Origin of the sequence: Aurantimonas aggregata (assembly GCF_010500835.1) — a bacterium.
GTDB classification, from domain to species: domain Bacteria; phylum Pseudomonadota; class Alphaproteobacteria; order Rhizobiales; family Rhizobiaceae; genus Aurantimonas; species Aurantimonas aggregata.
The window spans coordinates 19,010-33,662 of sequence record NZ_JAAAMJ010000006.1 but is presented as its reverse complement, the minus strand read 5'-3'; the positions used below and the strand labels follow the sequence as shown (position 1 = coordinate 33,662).

Below are 14,653 nucleotides of genomic sequence, written 5' to 3'. Positions count from 1 at the left end.
TGTCAATACCGAAATGGATTATCGACGCTCAACCCAACGCACGAGCCACGCGGCGCTTATGATGGGATCGGCGATCAGAGGCGCGTTGAAGCTCTCCAGCGCAAGGCCATCACGGGTCCGACGAATGGTCTTGATCAACTTGCGGCCATCCGCCAGCTCGACGATGCACTCGCGATTGATCAGCTCCTCGACCGAACGGCTGATGCCTTCGAAAATGATCCGGTCGCCGTCGCGATAGACCGGGTACATCGAATCGCCGCGCACCACGACCACTTCGACCGGGCCCCGCGCGCTGGGCGGAACCTCGACCCGCTCGTTCTCGGGTGCCGCCCCCGAATAGACCGCCTGCCCCGCGCCGACGTAGCCGACGATCGGCGCATAGGTACGGTGAAGCTCCCCGAACAGCAGTTCTTGCGCGGTCGCGTTGATGTGGGGCGCCAGACGCTCGGCCCATTCGCGGGTCAGCTTGCGGTCCCCGATCTCCAGCTTGTTGATCTGAGGCTGGCTGGTCTTGGCGAGTTCGGCCAGGCGCGCCTGACTCATCCCAGCCTGTAGTCGGTAGTGGCGAAGGTTGCTCATCCCTTCGGCGTAGCTGGATAGTCCGTTTCGGTCTAACACCGAAATGGATTTTTCCTCTTGACTTGTGAAACCATTTTGGACTTTCTTCGAGCGCATGACGCTTGATGATTTTCTCTCCGAGACCAACGAAACCCAGAGCGCCTTCGCCCAGCGGATCGGCGTCCCCCAGGGCACGGTCGGTCGATATGTGCGCGGCGAACGCATTCCGCGGCCTCTCATCATGGGGCGGATCATTCATGCGACATGCGGACGGGTATCTGCTTCCGACTTCTACCCGTCCCCTGCTGTCGAACATCATAGCAGCGCCTCTCCTTCCATGTCCCAAACTGACAGGAGGGGTCGACCATGTCTGACCGAAGTGCGGCCGCATCCGGCCGAAAAACATCCGGAGATCATCCCGTGAGCCTGACCTTCGACGGGCTGGAACCCGCCGTCGCGGAGGCGCGCGCCTTTGCGGCGCGGTTGCACCGCGAGGAGTATCGCGGTCCCGGCGACACAGACGAGGCGGTGCGCAACCGCCTCAATCGCAAGACCGGCGTGCCGGCCAGCTACTTCCTACGGCTGCACAAGCGGGCACGCGAAATGACCGACGTGTCGGGGAAATACGCCCGGCTCCTGCGGCTCGCTGTCGAGGCGCTCGACGCCCACACGGCCCGCATCAACAGCCAAACGAGCGAGATCGAGAATGAGCTTGAGACGATCCGTCGGCGCCGCGCTGGCCGCCGAGGCGCGGCGGGCTCGCGCCCTGATCAAGCGTCTCTTTTTCAGGAGCCTTGAGGCGATCGAGCGGTCGCTCGAGCGCCGGCGCAACAGGAGGAACTGGCATGGCGATGACGATTGACGACATGGCGGCCGCGCGGGCGACGCGCGCTCACATGGCGGCGCAAGCAACGGCACAAGCCGAGCAGCAAGTGCGCGACGACGTGCGCTATCATGTCGGTTTCGAGATGACCGACATGGCGCTCGACGCGGCCAAGCTGCGGTTTCGCACCGAGCATCTTTATCGCTGCTCGGTGCTGCGCGGCGACGCCTCGCCGGTGGCGATCCTTGCGGGGTTGCGTCGATGATGCCGGGCGATGACGGCGGCGAGGTCTGCAGCACGGTGCTGCTGGCCTTCCTGGCAATGGCCGGCCTTGCCGGCCTGGTCGTGCTGCTTGGCAGCATCTTCGCGGCGCTGGTGGTGTCATGAAGATCGACCTTCACGGCATTCGCGCGGCCGCGGTCGTTCACCGCGCCAAGACGATCGATCAGGTCGCCAGCCTCCGCGCGGCCGAGGCGAGCGACGTATCCGGCTCCAAGACCATGGGCCTTCCGCTCGGCGACAAGCACTGGCATCCGCGCTACCGGGCCGAACTGCGGCTGCGCGCCAGCGAGGCGCTGATCTCGGCGCTCGACGAGGTGCTGACGTGACCGCAATCGAGGTCTGCCTCTGCGAAAAGCTGCCCTTGGATAAGGCCGAGCAGCCGGCGGCGGTCGACGCAATCGTGGCGGCGATCAACGCCGAATGGCCGACCGCCGGCGTGACGCTGATCGAGGTCGAGCTTTCCGACAACGTCCTGTTGCTGCGCGCCAAGCCGGGCCCGTCGCCGCTGACGCGTACCCGGATCCGCGCCGCCCTGATCGAGGAGAAGGCGGCGTGAACGCACAATCTCCCCTGTTCCAGATTGAGGCCAAGCGACTGGCCGCTGGCGTTTCGCGCGAGCAGCTCGCCGGGCTCGCCGGGGTCTCTGAAAAACACTACCGGCGCTTGGTCAACGCTGGCGTGACGCCCCGCCCAGCCATGCTGGCGAAGCTTCGCGCGGCGGCCGGGCGGCTTGGCCGAGCGGCGGCGCAGCCGGACGAACATTCGCGCCTGGTGCGTACCTGCTTTTTCGCGGCGCTCGCCCTGGTCTGCCACCGCGCCGGCGAGGATCCCGCCGAAGTGCGGCGGCACGATCCCTCGCGCCGCGCCACCAACGATCCGGCCTGGCTGAAGGCCGCCGATTTCCGCCGGCGGGCGATCGCCGTCGTCAACCAGGGGCTGAACGTGCGCGCCGCCGAGATCGCGCGGGCGCTCGAGCTGACGCCGGCGGCGATCTGCGTCGCCATGAAGGCGGTCGAGGACCAACGCGACGCCGATCCTGCGCTCGATGCCGAGCTCGAGCAGCTGGCGAGCCTGATGAGCGGGGGTGAGTGGTGATGCAGGTTCTCTGGTTCATCACGACACTGGCCGCGCTCGTCGCCGTGGGTGCGACGCTCGTCGTCGGCCTCTGGCTGGCCGCCACTGGCTGGGCGCTGTTCGCCGTCTTCGCCTTCATCAAGGGGCGTGCCCTATGACCGCGCGACCAATCCTTTTCTCCGGCCCGATGGTCCGCGCGCTGCTCGACGGCAGCAAGACGCAGACGCGGCGCGTGCTCAATCCGCAGCCGGACAGCTTTGAAACGAGCCCCGGCCTACTCTGCACGGCCTCGCTCCACTTCGACGAGGACGAGGCATGCGGCCGCATCGCGCTAGGCAACGACGGCTGCGGCGTCATCACCATGCAGCGCGCCGGCTACGCCGTCGGCGACCGCCTGTGGGTGCGCGAGGCGTGGCGTACCGGCGCAGCGTTCGACAGGTTCCCGCCGCGCGACATCCCGACCCACGCTCACATCGCCTGCGAGGCAGACGACGATCGCGCTCGCCTCACGGGAAAGCTTCGCCCAGGCATGTTCATGCCGCGCTGGGCTTCGCTCCTAACGCTGATCGTGACCGACGTGCGCGTGCAGCGGCTGCAGGAGATCAGCGAGGCGGACGCGATCGCCGAGGGCATCAAAAAGGATTACGCAGCGGGAATGCCGAGCGCGTGGGGCTGGCACGACTATCTGCGCGGTGACGACATCGCCAAGCGCCACTTCTCTGATCCTCGAGAAAGCTATCGGACGCTGTGGGATGGCCTGAACGCCAAGCGCGGCTACGGCTGGAACGCAAACCCGTGGGTCGTGGCCGTCACTTTCACCGTCCACCGCGCGAAAATCGACGCGCCCGAAAGATCCGCCCGATGATGCCCGCCCTGAAAGGCGCGCGCGCCATCGCCCGTCGCCGGGTCGAGCCGCCGGGCGGGCTGGACTATTTCCCGACGCCGCCCTGGGCGACGCGGGCTTTCCTGCGCCACGGGCTCGGCATGCGCGGCCGCAACCGCATGACGGTTCACGAACCGGCCTGCGGCGAAGGCCACATGGCGGCCGTGCTCGAGGAGACGTTCGGCGCCGTCGTGGCGACCGACGTCTTTCCTTATGGCTATGGCGGGTGCCGCGACTTCCTCGACGAGATGTTCGAGACGCCGATCGCGGCCGGCTGGATCATCACCAACCCGCCCTTCAACAAGGCGCTGGAATTCACGCGACTGTCGCTCGAGCGCGCCCGGCAGGGCGTCGCCATGCTGGTGCGGCCGACCTTCCTGCATGGCAAGGGGCGGTTCGCCGGGCTCTACCGCGACACGCCGCCGACGCAGATCGCCTATTATGTCGAGCGCGTGCCGATGCATCGCGGCCGCTGGGAGCCGGACGGCGACACGCTGACCGACTATTGCTGGCTGATCTGGCGCAAGGACGACGGCGGCGCCCTGGCGCGGCCGCGCGCGCCGCTCTGGATCCCGCCCAGCCGCAAGGCGATGACGCGCAAGGACGATGCCGAGCGTTTCGGTGCGCCGCGTCCGGTGCCCGCCTGTCCGCTCCTCGAGGTGGCGTGATGGGTGCGCCGCGTTTGTCAGACGAGATCAAGATGGCAATCGCCGCGGCCTATGAGGCCGGCGAGCGCGGCGCTGACATTGCCGAGCGCTTCAAGGTCGACCCGAGCTATCCGCGCCACGTCGCGCGCCGGCGCGGCGTGGCGCCGCAATTCCCGGTGCTGAGCGCGGCGATGACAATCGCCCGGCGGCCTGACCGTGTCGGCCTGACCTATGAGCTGCCGAAAGGCGCGTGGTCGATCGAGGAAACCACGCGCCTCGTCGAGCTTGCCGGCGCCGGCAAGAATGCACGCGAGGCGGCCGAGATCCTGTTCGCCGAAGGTTTTCCCAAGCGCACCCGCAACGCCATGCTTGGCCGGGCCCGCGTCCTCGGCATCTGCTTCGTCGGGGGGCGTCGATGGTAGGCGATCGCCGCGAGGTCGAGGAGGTCAAGGCGGGGCTGAAGGATCGGATCCTCGATCTCTGCCAGGCGATGCTGCCGGCGGGACGCCGCGAGAACCGGTTCTGGGTGGCGCACAACCCCGCGACCAGCGACGAGGCCAAGGATCCGGCGCTGAAAATCGCGCTCGATCGCGACGTCGGCGCCTGGATCGACTGGCGATCGGGCGACAAGGGCGACGTCGTCGGCCTGGTCGCGCACTGCCTGGCGACGGATTTCAAGGGGGCGATGGACTGGTCGCGCGAGTGGCTGGGCCTGACGCGCATGTCGACCCGCGAGCGCGCCGACTTTTCCGCCCGCAATGAACAGCGCCGGGTCGACGCGCAGCGCGAGGCAGAGAACAAGGCGGCCGAGCGGCGCAAGGCGGTGCGGCGGCTGTGGGACAGCGCTGCGCCGATCGTCGAGGATTCGGCGGCCGCGCTTTTGGCGCATCGCTATTTCGCGCTCGGCCGCGGCGTGCCGCTCGCCGACGTCGCGCAATGGGATCGCGAGACGTTCCGCGTCGCCCCTGCCTTGGAATGGTGGAAGGGCGCGCGCTGGTCGAGCGAGGGCGGCCGCCGGCAGAAGGTCGCGCCCGGTCCCGAATTTCCGGCGATCGTCTCGGCCTTCCGCTCGGCGACCGGCCTGGTGACGGGGGTGCATTGTACCTTCCTCGATCCGGTGCAGCCGGCGAAGGCGCCGGTGAAGTCGCCCAAGCTGATGTTCGGCGAGGCGATGGGCTCGGTGATCCGGATCGCGCACGGGCCGGAAGGCCTGCCGCCGGAGACGGCGACGATTCCGGCGCCGCTGATCCTCTGCGAGGGGATCGAGGACGGTCTCAGCCTGGCGATCGCCGTGCCCGACGCGCGCGTGTGGGCCGGCGGCTCGCTGATCGGCATGGGCGCGGCGCCGGTGTGGCTGCCCTGCGTCTCGATGGTGTTCGTGGCGGCCGACAACGACTGGCAAAGCCGCACGGCGCTCGAGCAGTTCGACCAGGTGCTGGCGAAGCTCTCCGAACACGACAAGCCGGTCGAAGTCATGCGCTCGGCCGTCGGCAAGGATTTCAACGACGGCTACGTGCCGCAACAAGGGAAGTGACCATGGCGAGGCAGTCAAAGAAGCTGGTGAAGGAAGCCGGGGATCTCGGCATCGAGGTCGACGGCCGTTGGGGCGACGAGACGATCCAGGAGGCGATCGACGCCAAGCGCGCCGAGCTGGCCGCACTCGAGAAGAAGGAAGGGTTGAGCGATGGCGTGCTGCAAGATGCCGGGCCGGATGCGGGCGGGCAGCCGGAAGAAGGCGCCGCGGGAAGCGGCCAGGCTGAAAACGCCGGCGGAAAACCTGCCGCCGATGCTGCGGAGGTATCCGATGCTGCTGCCACTGCCGGAGCTGGAGCCGACCACGGCGAGGCTGGAAAACCTGCAGCGGAAAATGGATCGAGCGACGGGGATCCCACAGGCGCCGCTGCGCAAGACGTGACCGGTGAAGCTTCCGGTTCCGACGAACTCGACGACGTCGAGCCGACCGCCGTCAAGGGCCCGCCGCCGGTTGGGGTGAGCGCCGAGGAATGGGCCGAGCTGATCGCCGATCCGATGCAGACGCTGGTCGACGCGCTCGAGCTGGCGACGGGCGCGCCGTCGGCGGCCTATGACGCGGGAACGGCGGTGTACGAGGCGCTGACGCCGGCGATCGAGCCCGGCGGCGATCGCTGGTTCTGCGACGAGGACACGGCGGCGCTCGACGCGCATGTCGCGCTGATCCTCGTCGTCGTGCCGTTCGTGCGGACCTGGCCGGAGGCGCCGACGGAAGCGCTGTACGGCCACACGGCGAAGGGGGCGCCGGCGCTGGCGCTGGCGACGGCCTGGCCGGATCTCTCGCCGGCGGCGCGGGCGGCATGGGAGACGTTTCGCGACGTGCTGATCAAGGTCGATGCGATGCAGCGCCGCGAGGCTTCCGCCCTCGCCCGGCTGATCGAGGCGCCGCGCCGGCGCTTCAGCGTGGCGGCCGACGAGACGACGCTCGAGGCGGTCGACGGGCCGGAGGATCTGTCGGAGCTCGGCCGGATGATGGCGGCGCGGTCATGAGCGCCGGCGCCATGTCAGCTCGCCGCGAGAAGCTGCTCGCGGCGGCACACCAGGCGAGCGTCGCGACGGAAGTCCTGCTGCGCGTCGCCAGCGAGGGCGGCGAGGTCGACGAGGATACGCTCGAGAAGCTCGCCGACGCGGCGAAGATCCTGATCGAGGCCGATGTAATGGCGGAAGACGCCGCCGGCGAAACCGGGCAACTCCACGCGGCGCTGTCCAAGTTCCTCGAAGGCTGGGCGTCATGAGCGAGGGTTTCGTCGCCGCCGATCGGATCCGCAGCTTCGTCGAGCGCATCGAGCGGCTCGACGAGGAGAAGGCGACGATCGGCGAGGATCTCCGCGACGTCTATGCCGAGGCCAAAGGCGAGGGCTTCGACAAGAAGGCGCTGCGTCGGCTCGTCTCGATCCGCAAACAGGGCCTCGACCAGTACCGCGAGGACGAGGCGATCCTCGAGCTTTACCTGCAGGCGATCGGCATGGCGGCCGACCTGCCGGAAGACGAGGCGCCGGCGGCGGATCGCGTCCTCCGCGTCGTCTGACCGATCGGCCCGCACGTCCTCCCGCGGGCCGCACCTGGCGGCGCCTGCCTCAGCGCGGCGCCGCCTTTTTTATCCGACTTCAACTGATGCGGTGGCATGTCAAAGAAACCCGTTTCCCGGATCGGCGTCTCGAACGCCAAGGCTGCGTTTCTCGACGCGGCGCGGCGCCTGCAGGAACGGGCGATCGCCGAGGATCCGGACCCGAACCTGCCGCGCGCTGGCGTCAAGGCCGGTGAGTGGCCCGGCGCCCCGTGGGACCAGATGCCGCCCGAATGCCCGGTTCAGGTGCTCGGCCACACCGACGCGGTGACCTATTGCGTCTCGGTTTCCGGCCAGCTGATGGCGATCGAGCGATGGGACGCGGCCGTGCTGGCGAAGCTGTTCGCGCCGCAGCTCAACTATGCTTATTGGGCCTGGCCGGCGAAGGCGTCGCCCGGCAAGGATGCCGAGGGCGATCCGCTGCCGGCGGTGGTCAAGCGCCTCGAGCGCGACAAGGCGATGAACTGCCTGATCCAGGAGGGCGCCCGCAAGGGCCTGTTCGACCCGAAGGACCGCGTGCGAGGGCGCGGCGGCTGGAAGGATCGCGGCGACCGCTTCGTCTGGCATTCCGGGGAATATCTCTGGACGGCCGAGGCTGGCGGCAAGTTGATGGCGGCGCGGCCGGGCGAGCTCGACGGCTATCTCTACACAAGAGCGCCGGAAGTGCAGCGGCCGTGCGAGGTCGTCGTAACCGAGGAGACGACGCCGGCGCATCGGATCCTCAAATATCTCAAGACCTGGTCATGGGACCGGCCGGAGATCGACCCGATCCTGTTCCTCGGCTGGTTCGCCACGTCCTACATGGGCGGCGCGCTCGACGAGCGGCCGATCGTCTTCACCGTCGGCGGCCGCGGCGTCGGCAAGTCGACGCTGCACGGCGTGTTGACGCGGGTGCTCGGCCGCTCGCTGCATGCCACAGCCGACACGACGGCCGCCGGCATCTATCAGCGGGTTAAACAGGATTCGCTGGCCGTCACGGTCGACGAGCTCGAGAACAAGGCGCGGTCGACCAAGGCGCAGTCGGTGATCGAGCTCGCGCGCATCGCCTATTCCGGCTCGTCGATGTTCCGCGGCGGCGCCGATCACGAAGGCGTCGAGTTCCAGGCGCGCAACTCGTTCCTGTTTTCGGCGATCAACCCGCCGCCGCTGGGCGCGCAGGACCGCTCGCGCATGGCGATCCTCAACCTGTCGCGCCTCGACGAAAGCCGCAAGGCGCTGTCGATCGACCTGTCGGAGGCCGACGGGCCGATGATCGTTCGCCAGGTGATGGACGGCTGGACGGCGTTCCGATCGCGGCTGTTGCCGGAGTGGAAGCGCGCCTTGCATGACGGCGGCATGGACGCCCGCGCCCAGGCAACCTATGGCACCCTCCTCGCGGCGGCGCATCTGCTGCTCGGCGACGAGGCGATGTGCGAGGCCGGGCTCGACATCACCGAAATGGCCGCCACCGGCCACAAGATCGCCGAGGCGACGACATCGGACCGGCTCGAGGAAGTCGACAACTGGCAGAAGGTGCTCGACCAGCTGTTCGGCTCCTCGATCGAGGCATGGAAGGGCGGCGACCGGCTGACCGTCGGCGGCGTGATCGAGGATCTCGTCGACGGCAACGGCGGCGTCGACTACGAGGACGCACGGCTACGCCTGGCGGCCGCGGGGCTCGGCCTGCGCAAGCCTGGCGACCCGTGCGAGGGCTACGCGCTGGCGGTGCCTTCCAGCGGCCCACAGCTGGCAAGGATCTTCGGCGATACGGAGTTTCAGGGCGGCGGCTGGACCATCGCGCTCAAACAGGGACCGAAAGAGGTCGTGCGGCGCGGCGGCAAGGATGACAAGCGGCTGCACAATATCAAGATCAACGGCTCGACGAAATGGTGCCTGCTGGTGGACCTGGTCGAGTATGACAAGCTAACGTCCGGCGCATGAGCTCGAGGCCGGCTGTCCGCGTCGTCGACGTCTTCTCATGCGGCGCGGTGCGCGCGCTCGCGGCAGTGGTCGCTCTGATTTTGCTGGGCTTAAGTCATCCTGTCGAAGGCAGCTATCGGATTTTGGGTGAACTTAACAAATCCGCCATCCTTGTTCCATGCGGGGCGGATGGAGAAACCGGTCGCAGTCTTAAATGGGCGTTCGTCTGCCCCGATTCCGAACCTGTAGCAGACTACGCACGCAACATATGCGAGCTTACTGTCGAACCGCATAGCACTAGTGACAGCGGATTCGGCATGCTGTGCCAGCACTTCCTCAGGCACATGAGTTCGCGCGCGCTCGAAATGGGGGTAATTCAAGTTGGCAATAATGAAGCTCTCTTGACGACCGCCAAAAAGCAGCCTGTAAGGATTATCCATTCTATAAACTGGATCAGAGCAGAAAATCTCTTCAGACTTAATACCCGTTACAAAGTCATCGTCGCTGTAGTAACGAAAAGCTTTTATTTCTGTGACCCACGCGGGTGTCTTGCCTTGGTTTGTGATGGTGAACCCGACGAGGTGATGTATGTGATCGGCGGGGATCCCGGTGCTTGGGGGCTCAATGTAAACGCCATCAATCGTTATAATAGGCCGGTATTCGAGTTCGGCGGCAGTTCTCTCAACCCTAAGCGTCTCGTCGGCCACGGCGATCATCCGACGAGTTTCTATCAGCGTCCAAACGAGAGCGACGGTGCCAATGAATATGAAAACCGTCTGAACGAAAGACCAGACGGATTGCCACCAAGCGATTTCAGCCGATCTCGAACTGGCATCAGCCGCAAGTTTTTGGGCTATCAGATCGTCGCGCTCACGCTGCTCTCTCTCTGCTTCGCTGCGTTGGGCGGCCTCTCTTTCGCCAAGGCCTTCGATAATCGAAACAGGGATCGAAAATGGTACCTTGCTGCTGGTGGAAGCGTCCTCTTGTCCATTGGGTTGGCTTGTCTCGGATGGGTTGGTTTCCTGTTCCTGTGCGACACTGGCGTTGTCTGCACCTAGCAAGAGGACAAGTGCCGCTATTCTAGCCGCAACGATAATGTGCCGATGGCAGTAAGGCATTGTAACAAGAATCCTGCGGTGAATTTCCCCCGGCTCACCTTATTGCGCAGGTTCCGCTCTGTCTCCTCGAGTCCGATTGCCGCCAGCTTTCCGACGCGCCATCTCACCTCGCAGGATGCCCTTGTCCTTCTCTTCCCAGTCGGTCCGCTCGACCATCTGCCTTGCTAATTTCGTTGTCGTCCTCGCCTGGTTCGTGTGGGGCGTGATGGCGTACTCCCTACCTCTCTTGCGGATCGTCGGCGGCGCCGTGTGGCTTGCCGGCGTGCTTTGACTCCACCAACTGACGCCGGCGGCGCTGGCGATCGCCGGCTAGCGTCCCGTGCCCGGCCGTTGGGCCTCGACCACCCTTATCCCGTGCCTTAGCAGGATGACGCTGGTCGGCCGCTGCCTGCAGGCGGCGGTGAATGCAGCACGTGCCACGACAGCGTTCGACGCCTCTGCGAGCTTCTCCTCGATCGCCGCCTCGTCGGCCGTCCACTGCTCGATGGTGAAGACCAGGTCCTGCATCCTCCTGACGGCCACTCGCGATTCTCCTTCGGAACGAAAGAGGAACATATTCCGCCTTTCGTTCGCGCCGGCAACCCTCTCGATCCCGATCCCTCGCCCGTCCTGGCTGTGTCGGTCGGCGGCGTTTTCTCTTTCCGCCGCCCAAGAGATCTAAGCGGAACTCGCGGCGCGAAGCGCTTGCGCATGTCCCTGCGGCCCGCGCTTCGCGCCGCGAGCACTTAACTAGGGCGCGTGCGTCATACGGTTGCGCCTGTCCCGTTCGGGCATGGGGGTGGCGGCGCCATCCGGTTGAACGGTTGACCAGCGGTTGAACCCGGTTCAACCGCGAACCTTCAGCACAATCAACAGCTTAATCCATCGGTTGAACGGTTGACCGGTTATTGATGCTCTCGTGTGCGCGCGCGCGCATATGCGAGGGATCATTCAACCATACAACCGTCAACCGTAGGTATATAAGTCTATGGAAACGCTGGCCGAATGGCGGTTGAACGCCGGTTGAACCGGGCTTCTCGGCGGATTGCCAGTCAACCGGAATAAAAAACGGGTCCAATAGAGCGAGGCGCCCGAAAGGGCCGGAATATGGGGCTTTCAGTGGCACACACACCGCCAGATCAGGATCCGGAACGCGGCGCCGCGGCGCCGATCGAGGACGGAAATCCTGCCGGTATCCGCGCGACGGTCGACCAGGCGGCTGCGGATCTTGCGGCGCAGCTCGAGGGCGCCGACGATGGCGACGACGCGGACCTGTTCGGCGTCTCGCTGTTCGCCGGGCCTGTCAGCTATGTCGCGGATACTATCGAAGGCGCCAAAGGGCGAGGGAGGCCGAAGGGCGCCAGCAACAAGCGCACCACGGCGATGCGCAACTACCTGCTGGCGAAGGGCTACCGGCATCCGATGGAGAACCTGGCGGCGATCGCCAGCGCCAATCCGATGGACCTGGCGGCCGAGCTGTCGACGCCCTACCGCGCCAAGAGCGGGCCGCGCGAGGGCGAGCTCGTCGAGGAGAGTTGCACGCCGGCGGAAGCGCTGGCGATGATCCTCAAGGCCAACGCCGAGCTGCTGCCGTACTTCGAGAGCAAGCGGCCGGTCGAGATCGACGTCACCGAGCGGCGCCTCGGCGTGCTGCTGGTCGGCGACCTGGCCGCCGGCGGCGCCGCGGGCGACGCGTTCATGTCGGTGACCGGGCAGGTTCGGCAGGCTCAACGAAATCAAGGGGATAGCGACGGCGAGACGTGAGACGCTGGCGGGTGGTGTCTCACGGTTCGGCCAAGTCGTTACAATCGCTGGCGTTTCGAGCGTCGCGCCGATCATTGAAAATCATTGGCGGACGTGAGGCAGTTCGGCGACGGCCTCGCCTCGCCGGCGCCAGCCGGTGGCCGGTGCGGCGCCGGACCCCGCCCCCTCCCCTCGCGTGCGCGTGCGCCCGCCCGCGCGAGGCTTCAAAACCGCGAAGCGCACCCCTCCCCCGGGGGCTCGCCTCTCACACACACCAGAGATCCGGACTGGCTCACTCAACGGTGGCGGAAACTCAGTAGCCTTGAATCGGGTGGCGGGTTGCGCCGTCACGAGAGGGCCAAGGGTCATGGGCATCGACATTCAGCGATACGGGCCGCCGGGGCCGGTCGGGGCGAAGTTCCTCCAGGCGGTTGGGCCGATCGACATCATCATGGGCCCGGCCGGGTCTGGGAAGACGGTCTGCAGCGTCATGAAGGGGCCGCTGCTGGCGTCGAAGTTCATGCCGGTCTGCCGGGATGGCGTGATCCGCATGAAGGTCGCCTGTATCCGGACCACCTATCGAGACTTTGCGCGAACGGCGCTGGAATCGTGGCACGAAGCATTTCCGGAAGATCATCCTTGGACGAAGAGCTACGCCGGCGGCCAAGACCGGCCGGTGACGCACAAGCTCGAGTGGGAGACGATCCGCGACAACAGCCGCGTCAAGGTCGAGTTCACGCTGCAGACGGGCGCGATCGGCGACCAGACGATCGAGAGCTTCACCAAGGGCTACGAGATCTCGGCCGGGTGGATGAACGAATGCGATGCGTTCGACGAGCGCGTCGCCGGCATGTTCCTGCAGCGTACCGGGCGTTATCCGCCGGTCTCGATGATCGCCGACAGCGAGCTCGATCGCGTGTCAAAGGCCGCGGCCGAGGGCTTTCGGCTGATGGGGCTCGAGCCGAAGGAAGGCGAGGTCATCCTGCCGCGTATGGTCTGGGCCGACATGAACCCGCCGGACATCGGCAACTGGTCGCTGCGCTTCACCGGCTACGCCAAGAAGGCCGAGCAGAAGCCCGGCTATGTCCTGCACCCTCAGCCGTCGGGTTTGTCGCCGAATGCCGAGAACCGCGTGGGCAAGCCGCGATCGTCCTACGAGCTCGAGTCGCAGACGATGACGGAAAACGACGTGCGCCGGTTCGTGCACGGCCTGCCTGGCTATGCCACCGACGGCAAGGCCGTCTATCCGGAGTTTAATATCAACGTCCATCGGACCGATCAGAAGCTCTCGCCGGTGCGCGGGCTGCCGATCGGGCTCGGCCTTGACGCCGGGGGCTCGCCGGCCTGCGGCATCGGCCAATTCATGCCGAACGGCCAGCTGCGCATGCTGCGCGAGATCTGCACCGATCCCGGCACTGGCCCGACGCGCTTCGCGACGATGATCCTCGAGGTGCTGCTCGCCGACTTTGCCGGCTTCCCGATCTCCGAGGCATGGGCGGATCCCTCGGCCTATTACGGCGCCGATCGCCAGGCGGGCGAGCTGTCTCACATGGAGATCGTCGCGCGGGCGCTGAACGTATCGATCATGCCAGCGCCGTCTAACGAGCCGGGCCTGCGCCACGATTCGGTGCGCTGGTATCTATCGGGCATGATCGACGGCAACACGCCACGGCTGCTGGTCTCGTCCGATTGCGAGGTCACGATCGGCGGCTTCGCGGCCCATTACAAGCTGACCAAAATGGCCAGCGCCGGCGCCACCGATCGCCTCGCCGTCGCAAAGAACTCCTACTCGCATATTCAGGACGCTTGGCAGTATCTGACGCTCGGCCATCGCGGGCGGGCGGGCGCGATCACCGACGCCGCGCAGCAGGGGCGGCCGAGCAAGGTCGTGCCGATCTCGTCGCGCAAGGCGCGCGCCGACTTCGACGTCTTCAGTGTCTGACATCGAGATCCTCACGCCGGCGCCGATCCTCGACGTCCTGACGCTGGCGGCCCGATCGTCGCGCCGGCGCATCCTCGTCCTGCAGCATCGCAAGAGCCATTCCGTGTCGATCCGCCTGGCGGGTGATCCGATCGCCGTCGCCTGGTTGTTCCCGGAGGCACCGGACCGGGTGGAGCTCTGCACGCGGATCTCGCGCGCGGCGCGGCCGCACATGCGGCGATTGATCCGGCTGGCGCAGTTAATGCTCCGCCCGCTCGCCGATCATGGCGTCGTCATCCTTGCGCGTGTCGGTCCGGAAGATCGCACCCGCCGCCGGATGCACCGCCTGGCCGGATTTGTTCCGACCGGCGAGGACGAAACCGAATTGAGGTGGGTTGGCGATGGGTGATGTGGCGGCGAAACTTTTCGGGGGTGGCGGCGGTGACGAAGCCAAGAAGCAGGCGGCCGAGCAACGCCAGCTGCAGTCGATCGCCAATGATCGCCAGCTGGCGGCGCTGAACGAAGACAGCAAGGCCAGCGGCGCATCGCGGCGCGCGCCGCGCGGTCGACGCCTGCTCCTGTCCGATACGGCCGAAGGCGGTCTCGCCTCAACGCTGGGCGGCTGATTC

General features: G+C 66.6%; 24 protein-coding genes. 21 read left to right on the top strand and 3 right to left on the bottom strand.

Translation table 11 applies throughout. The features are described from left to right. Positions 1–18: 18 nt before the first annotated feature. Positions 19–675 (bottom strand): LexA family transcriptional regulator, encoded by a 657-nt coding sequence (locus GTW51_RS10180; RefSeq protein WP_163043825.1) that lies wholly within the window; start codon positions 673–675, stop codon positions 19–21. On the opposite strand from GTW51_RS10180, the gene GTW51_RS10175 reads away from it, so the two are divergent. The 17 genes from GTW51_RS10175 (at position 674) to GTW51_RS10100 (ending at position 10,321) form a co-directional block, all read left to right on the top strand. Beyond that, complete coding sequence (locus tag GTW51_RS10175) at positions 674–982, top strand: helix-turn-helix domain-containing protein (protein WP_163043824.1); 309 nt, start codon at positions 674–676, stop codon at positions 980–982. The genes GTW51_RS10180 and GTW51_RS10175 overlap by 2 nt on opposite strands. Beyond that, entirely contained in the window at positions 979–1,356 is a 378-nt protein-coding gene (locus tag GTW51_RS10170) for a hypothetical protein (protein WP_163043823.1), read from the top strand. Before GTW51_RS10175 ends, GTW51_RS10170 begins: the two co-directional genes overlap by 4 nt. A gap of 47 nt (positions 1,357–1,403) precedes the next feature. Continuing rightward, entirely contained in the window at positions 1,404–1,646 is a 243-nt protein-coding gene (locus GTW51_RS10165) for a hypothetical protein (protein ID WP_163043822.1), read from the top strand. Beyond that, complete coding sequence (locus GTW51_RS24330; RefSeq protein ID WP_281354600.1) at positions 1,643–1,768, top strand: hypothetical protein; 126 nt, start codon at positions 1,643–1,645, stop codon at positions 1,766–1,768. The genes GTW51_RS10165 and GTW51_RS24330 overlap by 4 nt, the downstream gene beginning before the upstream one ends. Next, positions 1,765–1,989 (top strand): hypothetical protein, encoded by a 225-nt coding sequence (locus GTW51_RS10160; RefSeq protein WP_163043821.1) that lies wholly within the window; start codon positions 1,765–1,767, stop codon positions 1,987–1,989. The genes GTW51_RS24330 and GTW51_RS10160 overlap by 4 nt, the downstream gene beginning before the upstream one ends. Then, positions 1,986–2,219, top strand: a complete 234-nt coding sequence (locus GTW51_RS24480; RefSeq protein ID WP_163043820.1) for a hypothetical protein — start codon at positions 1,986–1,988, stop codon at positions 2,217–2,219. Before GTW51_RS10160 ends, GTW51_RS24480 begins: the two co-directional genes overlap by 4 nt. Beyond that, complete coding sequence (locus tag GTW51_RS10150; RefSeq protein WP_163043819.1) at positions 2,216–2,758, top strand: helix-turn-helix domain-containing protein; 543 nt, start codon at positions 2,216–2,218, stop codon at positions 2,756–2,758. The genes GTW51_RS24480 and GTW51_RS10150 overlap by 4 nt, the downstream gene beginning before the upstream one ends. Continuing rightward, positions 2,758–2,895 carry a hypothetical protein gene (locus tag GTW51_RS10145; protein ID WP_163043818.1) on the top strand — a complete coding sequence of 46 codons (138 nt, stop codon included), beginning with the start codon at positions 2,758–2,760 and terminating at the stop codon, positions 2,893–2,895. The genes GTW51_RS10150 and GTW51_RS10145 overlap by 1 nt, the downstream gene beginning before the upstream one ends. Further along, positions 2,892–3,602 (top strand): hypothetical protein, encoded by a 711-nt coding sequence (locus tag GTW51_RS10140; protein ID WP_163043817.1) that lies wholly within the window; start codon positions 2,892–2,894, stop codon positions 3,600–3,602. The genes GTW51_RS10145 and GTW51_RS10140 overlap by 4 nt, the downstream gene beginning before the upstream one ends. Further along, the gene (locus tag GTW51_RS10135) at positions 3,599–4,288 is read left to right on the top strand and encodes an SAM-dependent methyltransferase (protein WP_163043816.1); all 690 of its coding nucleotides are present in this window, start codon (positions 3,599–3,601) and stop codon (positions 4,286–4,288) included. The genes GTW51_RS10140 and GTW51_RS10135 overlap by 4 nt, the downstream gene beginning before the upstream one ends. A gap of 32 nt (positions 4,289–4,320) precedes the next feature. Then, a complete protein-coding gene (locus GTW51_RS10130; protein WP_163043815.1) occupies positions 4,321–4,689 on the top strand; it encodes a hypothetical protein in 369 nt (122 codons plus the stop codon). Next, positions 4,683–5,801 carry a DUF7146 domain-containing protein gene (locus tag GTW51_RS10125; protein ID WP_163043814.1) on the top strand — a complete coding sequence of 373 codons (1,119 nt, stop codon included), beginning with the start codon at positions 4,683–4,685 and terminating at the stop codon, positions 5,799–5,801. The genes GTW51_RS10130 and GTW51_RS10125 overlap by 7 nt, the downstream gene beginning before the upstream one ends. Before the next feature lie 2 nt (positions 5,802–5,803). Then, positions 5,804–6,787, top strand: coding sequence for a hypothetical protein (locus tag GTW51_RS10120; protein ID WP_163043813.1), 984 nt, complete (start codon positions 5,804–5,806; stop codon positions 6,785–6,787). Between the two features lie 11 nt (positions 6,788–6,798). Beyond that, positions 6,799–7,032 (top strand): hypothetical protein, encoded by a 234-nt coding sequence (locus GTW51_RS10115; protein WP_163043812.1) that lies wholly within the window; start codon positions 6,799–6,801, stop codon positions 7,030–7,032. Continuing rightward, positions 7,029–7,325 (top strand): DUF2312 domain-containing protein, encoded by a 297-nt coding sequence (locus GTW51_RS10110; RefSeq protein WP_163043811.1) that lies wholly within the window; start codon positions 7,029–7,031, stop codon positions 7,323–7,325. Before GTW51_RS10115 ends, GTW51_RS10110 begins: the two co-directional genes overlap by 4 nt. Positions 7,326–7,421: 96 nt before the next feature. Continuing rightward, positions 7,422–9,284, top strand: coding sequence for a hypothetical protein (locus tag GTW51_RS10105; RefSeq protein WP_163043810.1), 1,863 nt, complete (start codon positions 7,422–7,424; stop codon positions 9,282–9,284). Positions 9,285–9,331: 47 nt separating this feature from the next. Then, positions 9,332–10,321: a hypothetical protein gene (locus GTW51_RS10100; protein WP_203566008.1), complete on the top strand. Its 990-nt coding sequence runs from the start codon at positions 9,332–9,334 to the stop codon at positions 10,319–10,321. A 17-nt stretch (positions 10,322–10,338) separates the two neighbouring features. Here the strand turns inward: GTW51_RS10100 and GTW51_RS23905 are convergent, their stop codons facing one another. Then, positions 10,339–10,419, bottom strand: coding sequence for a DUF6471 domain-containing protein (locus tag GTW51_RS23905; protein ID WP_343033991.1), 81 nt, complete (start codon positions 10,417–10,419; stop codon positions 10,339–10,341). Between the two features lie 271 nt (positions 10,420–10,690). Then, positions 10,691–10,903 carry a hypothetical protein gene (locus GTW51_RS10095; RefSeq protein ID WP_163043808.1) on the bottom strand — a complete coding sequence of 71 codons (213 nt, stop codon included), beginning with the start codon at positions 10,901–10,903 and terminating at the stop codon, positions 10,691–10,693. A gap of 576 nt (positions 10,904–11,479) precedes the next feature. On the opposite strand from GTW51_RS10095, the gene GTW51_RS10090 reads away from it, so the two are divergent. The 4 genes from GTW51_RS10090 (at position 11,480) to GTW51_RS10075 (ending at position 14,650) form a co-directional block, all read left to right on the top strand. Next, positions 11,480–12,124: a hypothetical protein gene (locus GTW51_RS10090; protein ID WP_163043807.1), complete on the top strand. Its 645-nt coding sequence runs from the start codon at positions 11,480–11,482 to the stop codon at positions 12,122–12,124. Between the two features lie 346 nt (positions 12,125–12,470). Then, the gene (locus GTW51_RS10085) at positions 12,471–14,045 is read left to right on the top strand and encodes a hypothetical protein (protein ID WP_163043806.1); all 1,575 of its coding nucleotides are present in this window, start codon (positions 12,471–12,473) and stop codon (positions 14,043–14,045) included. Further along, a complete protein-coding gene (locus GTW51_RS10080; protein ID WP_163043805.1) occupies positions 14,038–14,433 on the top strand; it encodes a hypothetical protein in 396 nt (131 codons plus the stop codon). The genes GTW51_RS10085 and GTW51_RS10080 overlap by 8 nt, the downstream gene beginning before the upstream one ends. Next, positions 14,426–14,650 (top strand): hypothetical protein, encoded by a 225-nt coding sequence (locus GTW51_RS10075; protein WP_163043804.1) that lies wholly within the window; start codon positions 14,426–14,428, stop codon positions 14,648–14,650. The genes GTW51_RS10080 and GTW51_RS10075 overlap by 8 nt, the downstream gene beginning before the upstream one ends. Positions 14,651–14,653 lie beyond the last annotated feature (3 nt).

Coding starts and splice junctions, on each gene's coding strand:
- GTW51_RS10175 (WP_163043824.1), top strand. CDS start 674: ATGACGCTTGATGATTTTCTCTCCGAGACCAACGAAACCCAGAGCGCC.
- GTW51_RS10180 (WP_163043825.1), bottom strand. CDS start 675: ATGCGCTCGAAGAAAGTCCAAAATGGTTTCACAAGTCAAGAGGAAAAA.
- GTW51_RS10165 (WP_163043822.1), top strand. CDS start 1,404: ATGGCGATGACGATTGACGACATGGCGGCCGCGCGGGCGACGCGCGCT.
- GTW51_RS24330 (WP_281354600.1), top strand. CDS start 1,643: ATGATGCCGGGCGATGACGGCGGCGAGGTCTGCAGCACGGTGCTGCTG.
- GTW51_RS10160 (WP_163043821.1), top strand. CDS start 1,765: ATGAAGATCGACCTTCACGGCATTCGCGCGGCCGCGGTCGTTCACCGC.
- GTW51_RS10145 (WP_163043818.1), top strand. CDS start 2,758: ATGCAGGTTCTCTGGTTCATCACGACACTGGCCGCGCTCGTCGCCGTG.
- GTW51_RS10140 (WP_163043817.1), top strand. CDS start 2,892: ATGACCGCGCGACCAATCCTTTTCTCCGGCCCGATGGTCCGCGCGCTG.
- GTW51_RS10135 (WP_163043816.1), top strand. CDS start 3,599: ATGATGCCCGCCCTGAAAGGCGCGCGCGCCATCGCCCGTCGCCGGGTC.
- GTW51_RS10130 (WP_163043815.1), top strand. CDS start 4,321: ATGGCAATCGCCGCGGCCTATGAGGCCGGCGAGCGCGGCGCTGACATT.
- GTW51_RS10125 (WP_163043814.1), top strand. CDS start 4,683: ATGGTAGGCGATCGCCGCGAGGTCGAGGAGGTCAAGGCGGGGCTGAAG.
- GTW51_RS10120 (WP_163043813.1), top strand. CDS start 5,804: ATGGCGAGGCAGTCAAAGAAGCTGGTGAAGGAAGCCGGGGATCTCGGC.
- GTW51_RS10115 (WP_163043812.1), top strand. CDS start 6,799: ATGTCAGCTCGCCGCGAGAAGCTGCTCGCGGCGGCACACCAGGCGAGC.
- GTW51_RS10110 (WP_163043811.1), top strand. CDS start 7,029: ATGAGCGAGGGTTTCGTCGCCGCCGATCGGATCCGCAGCTTCGTCGAG.
- GTW51_RS10105 (WP_163043810.1), top strand. CDS start 7,422: ATGTCAAAGAAACCCGTTTCCCGGATCGGCGTCTCGAACGCCAAGGCT.
- GTW51_RS10085 (WP_163043806.1), top strand. CDS start 12,471: ATGGGCATCGACATTCAGCGATACGGGCCGCCGGGGCCGGTCGGGGCG.
- GTW51_RS10075 (WP_163043804.1), top strand. CDS start 14,426: ATGGGTGATGTGGCGGCGAAACTTTTCGGGGGTGGCGGCGGTGACGAA.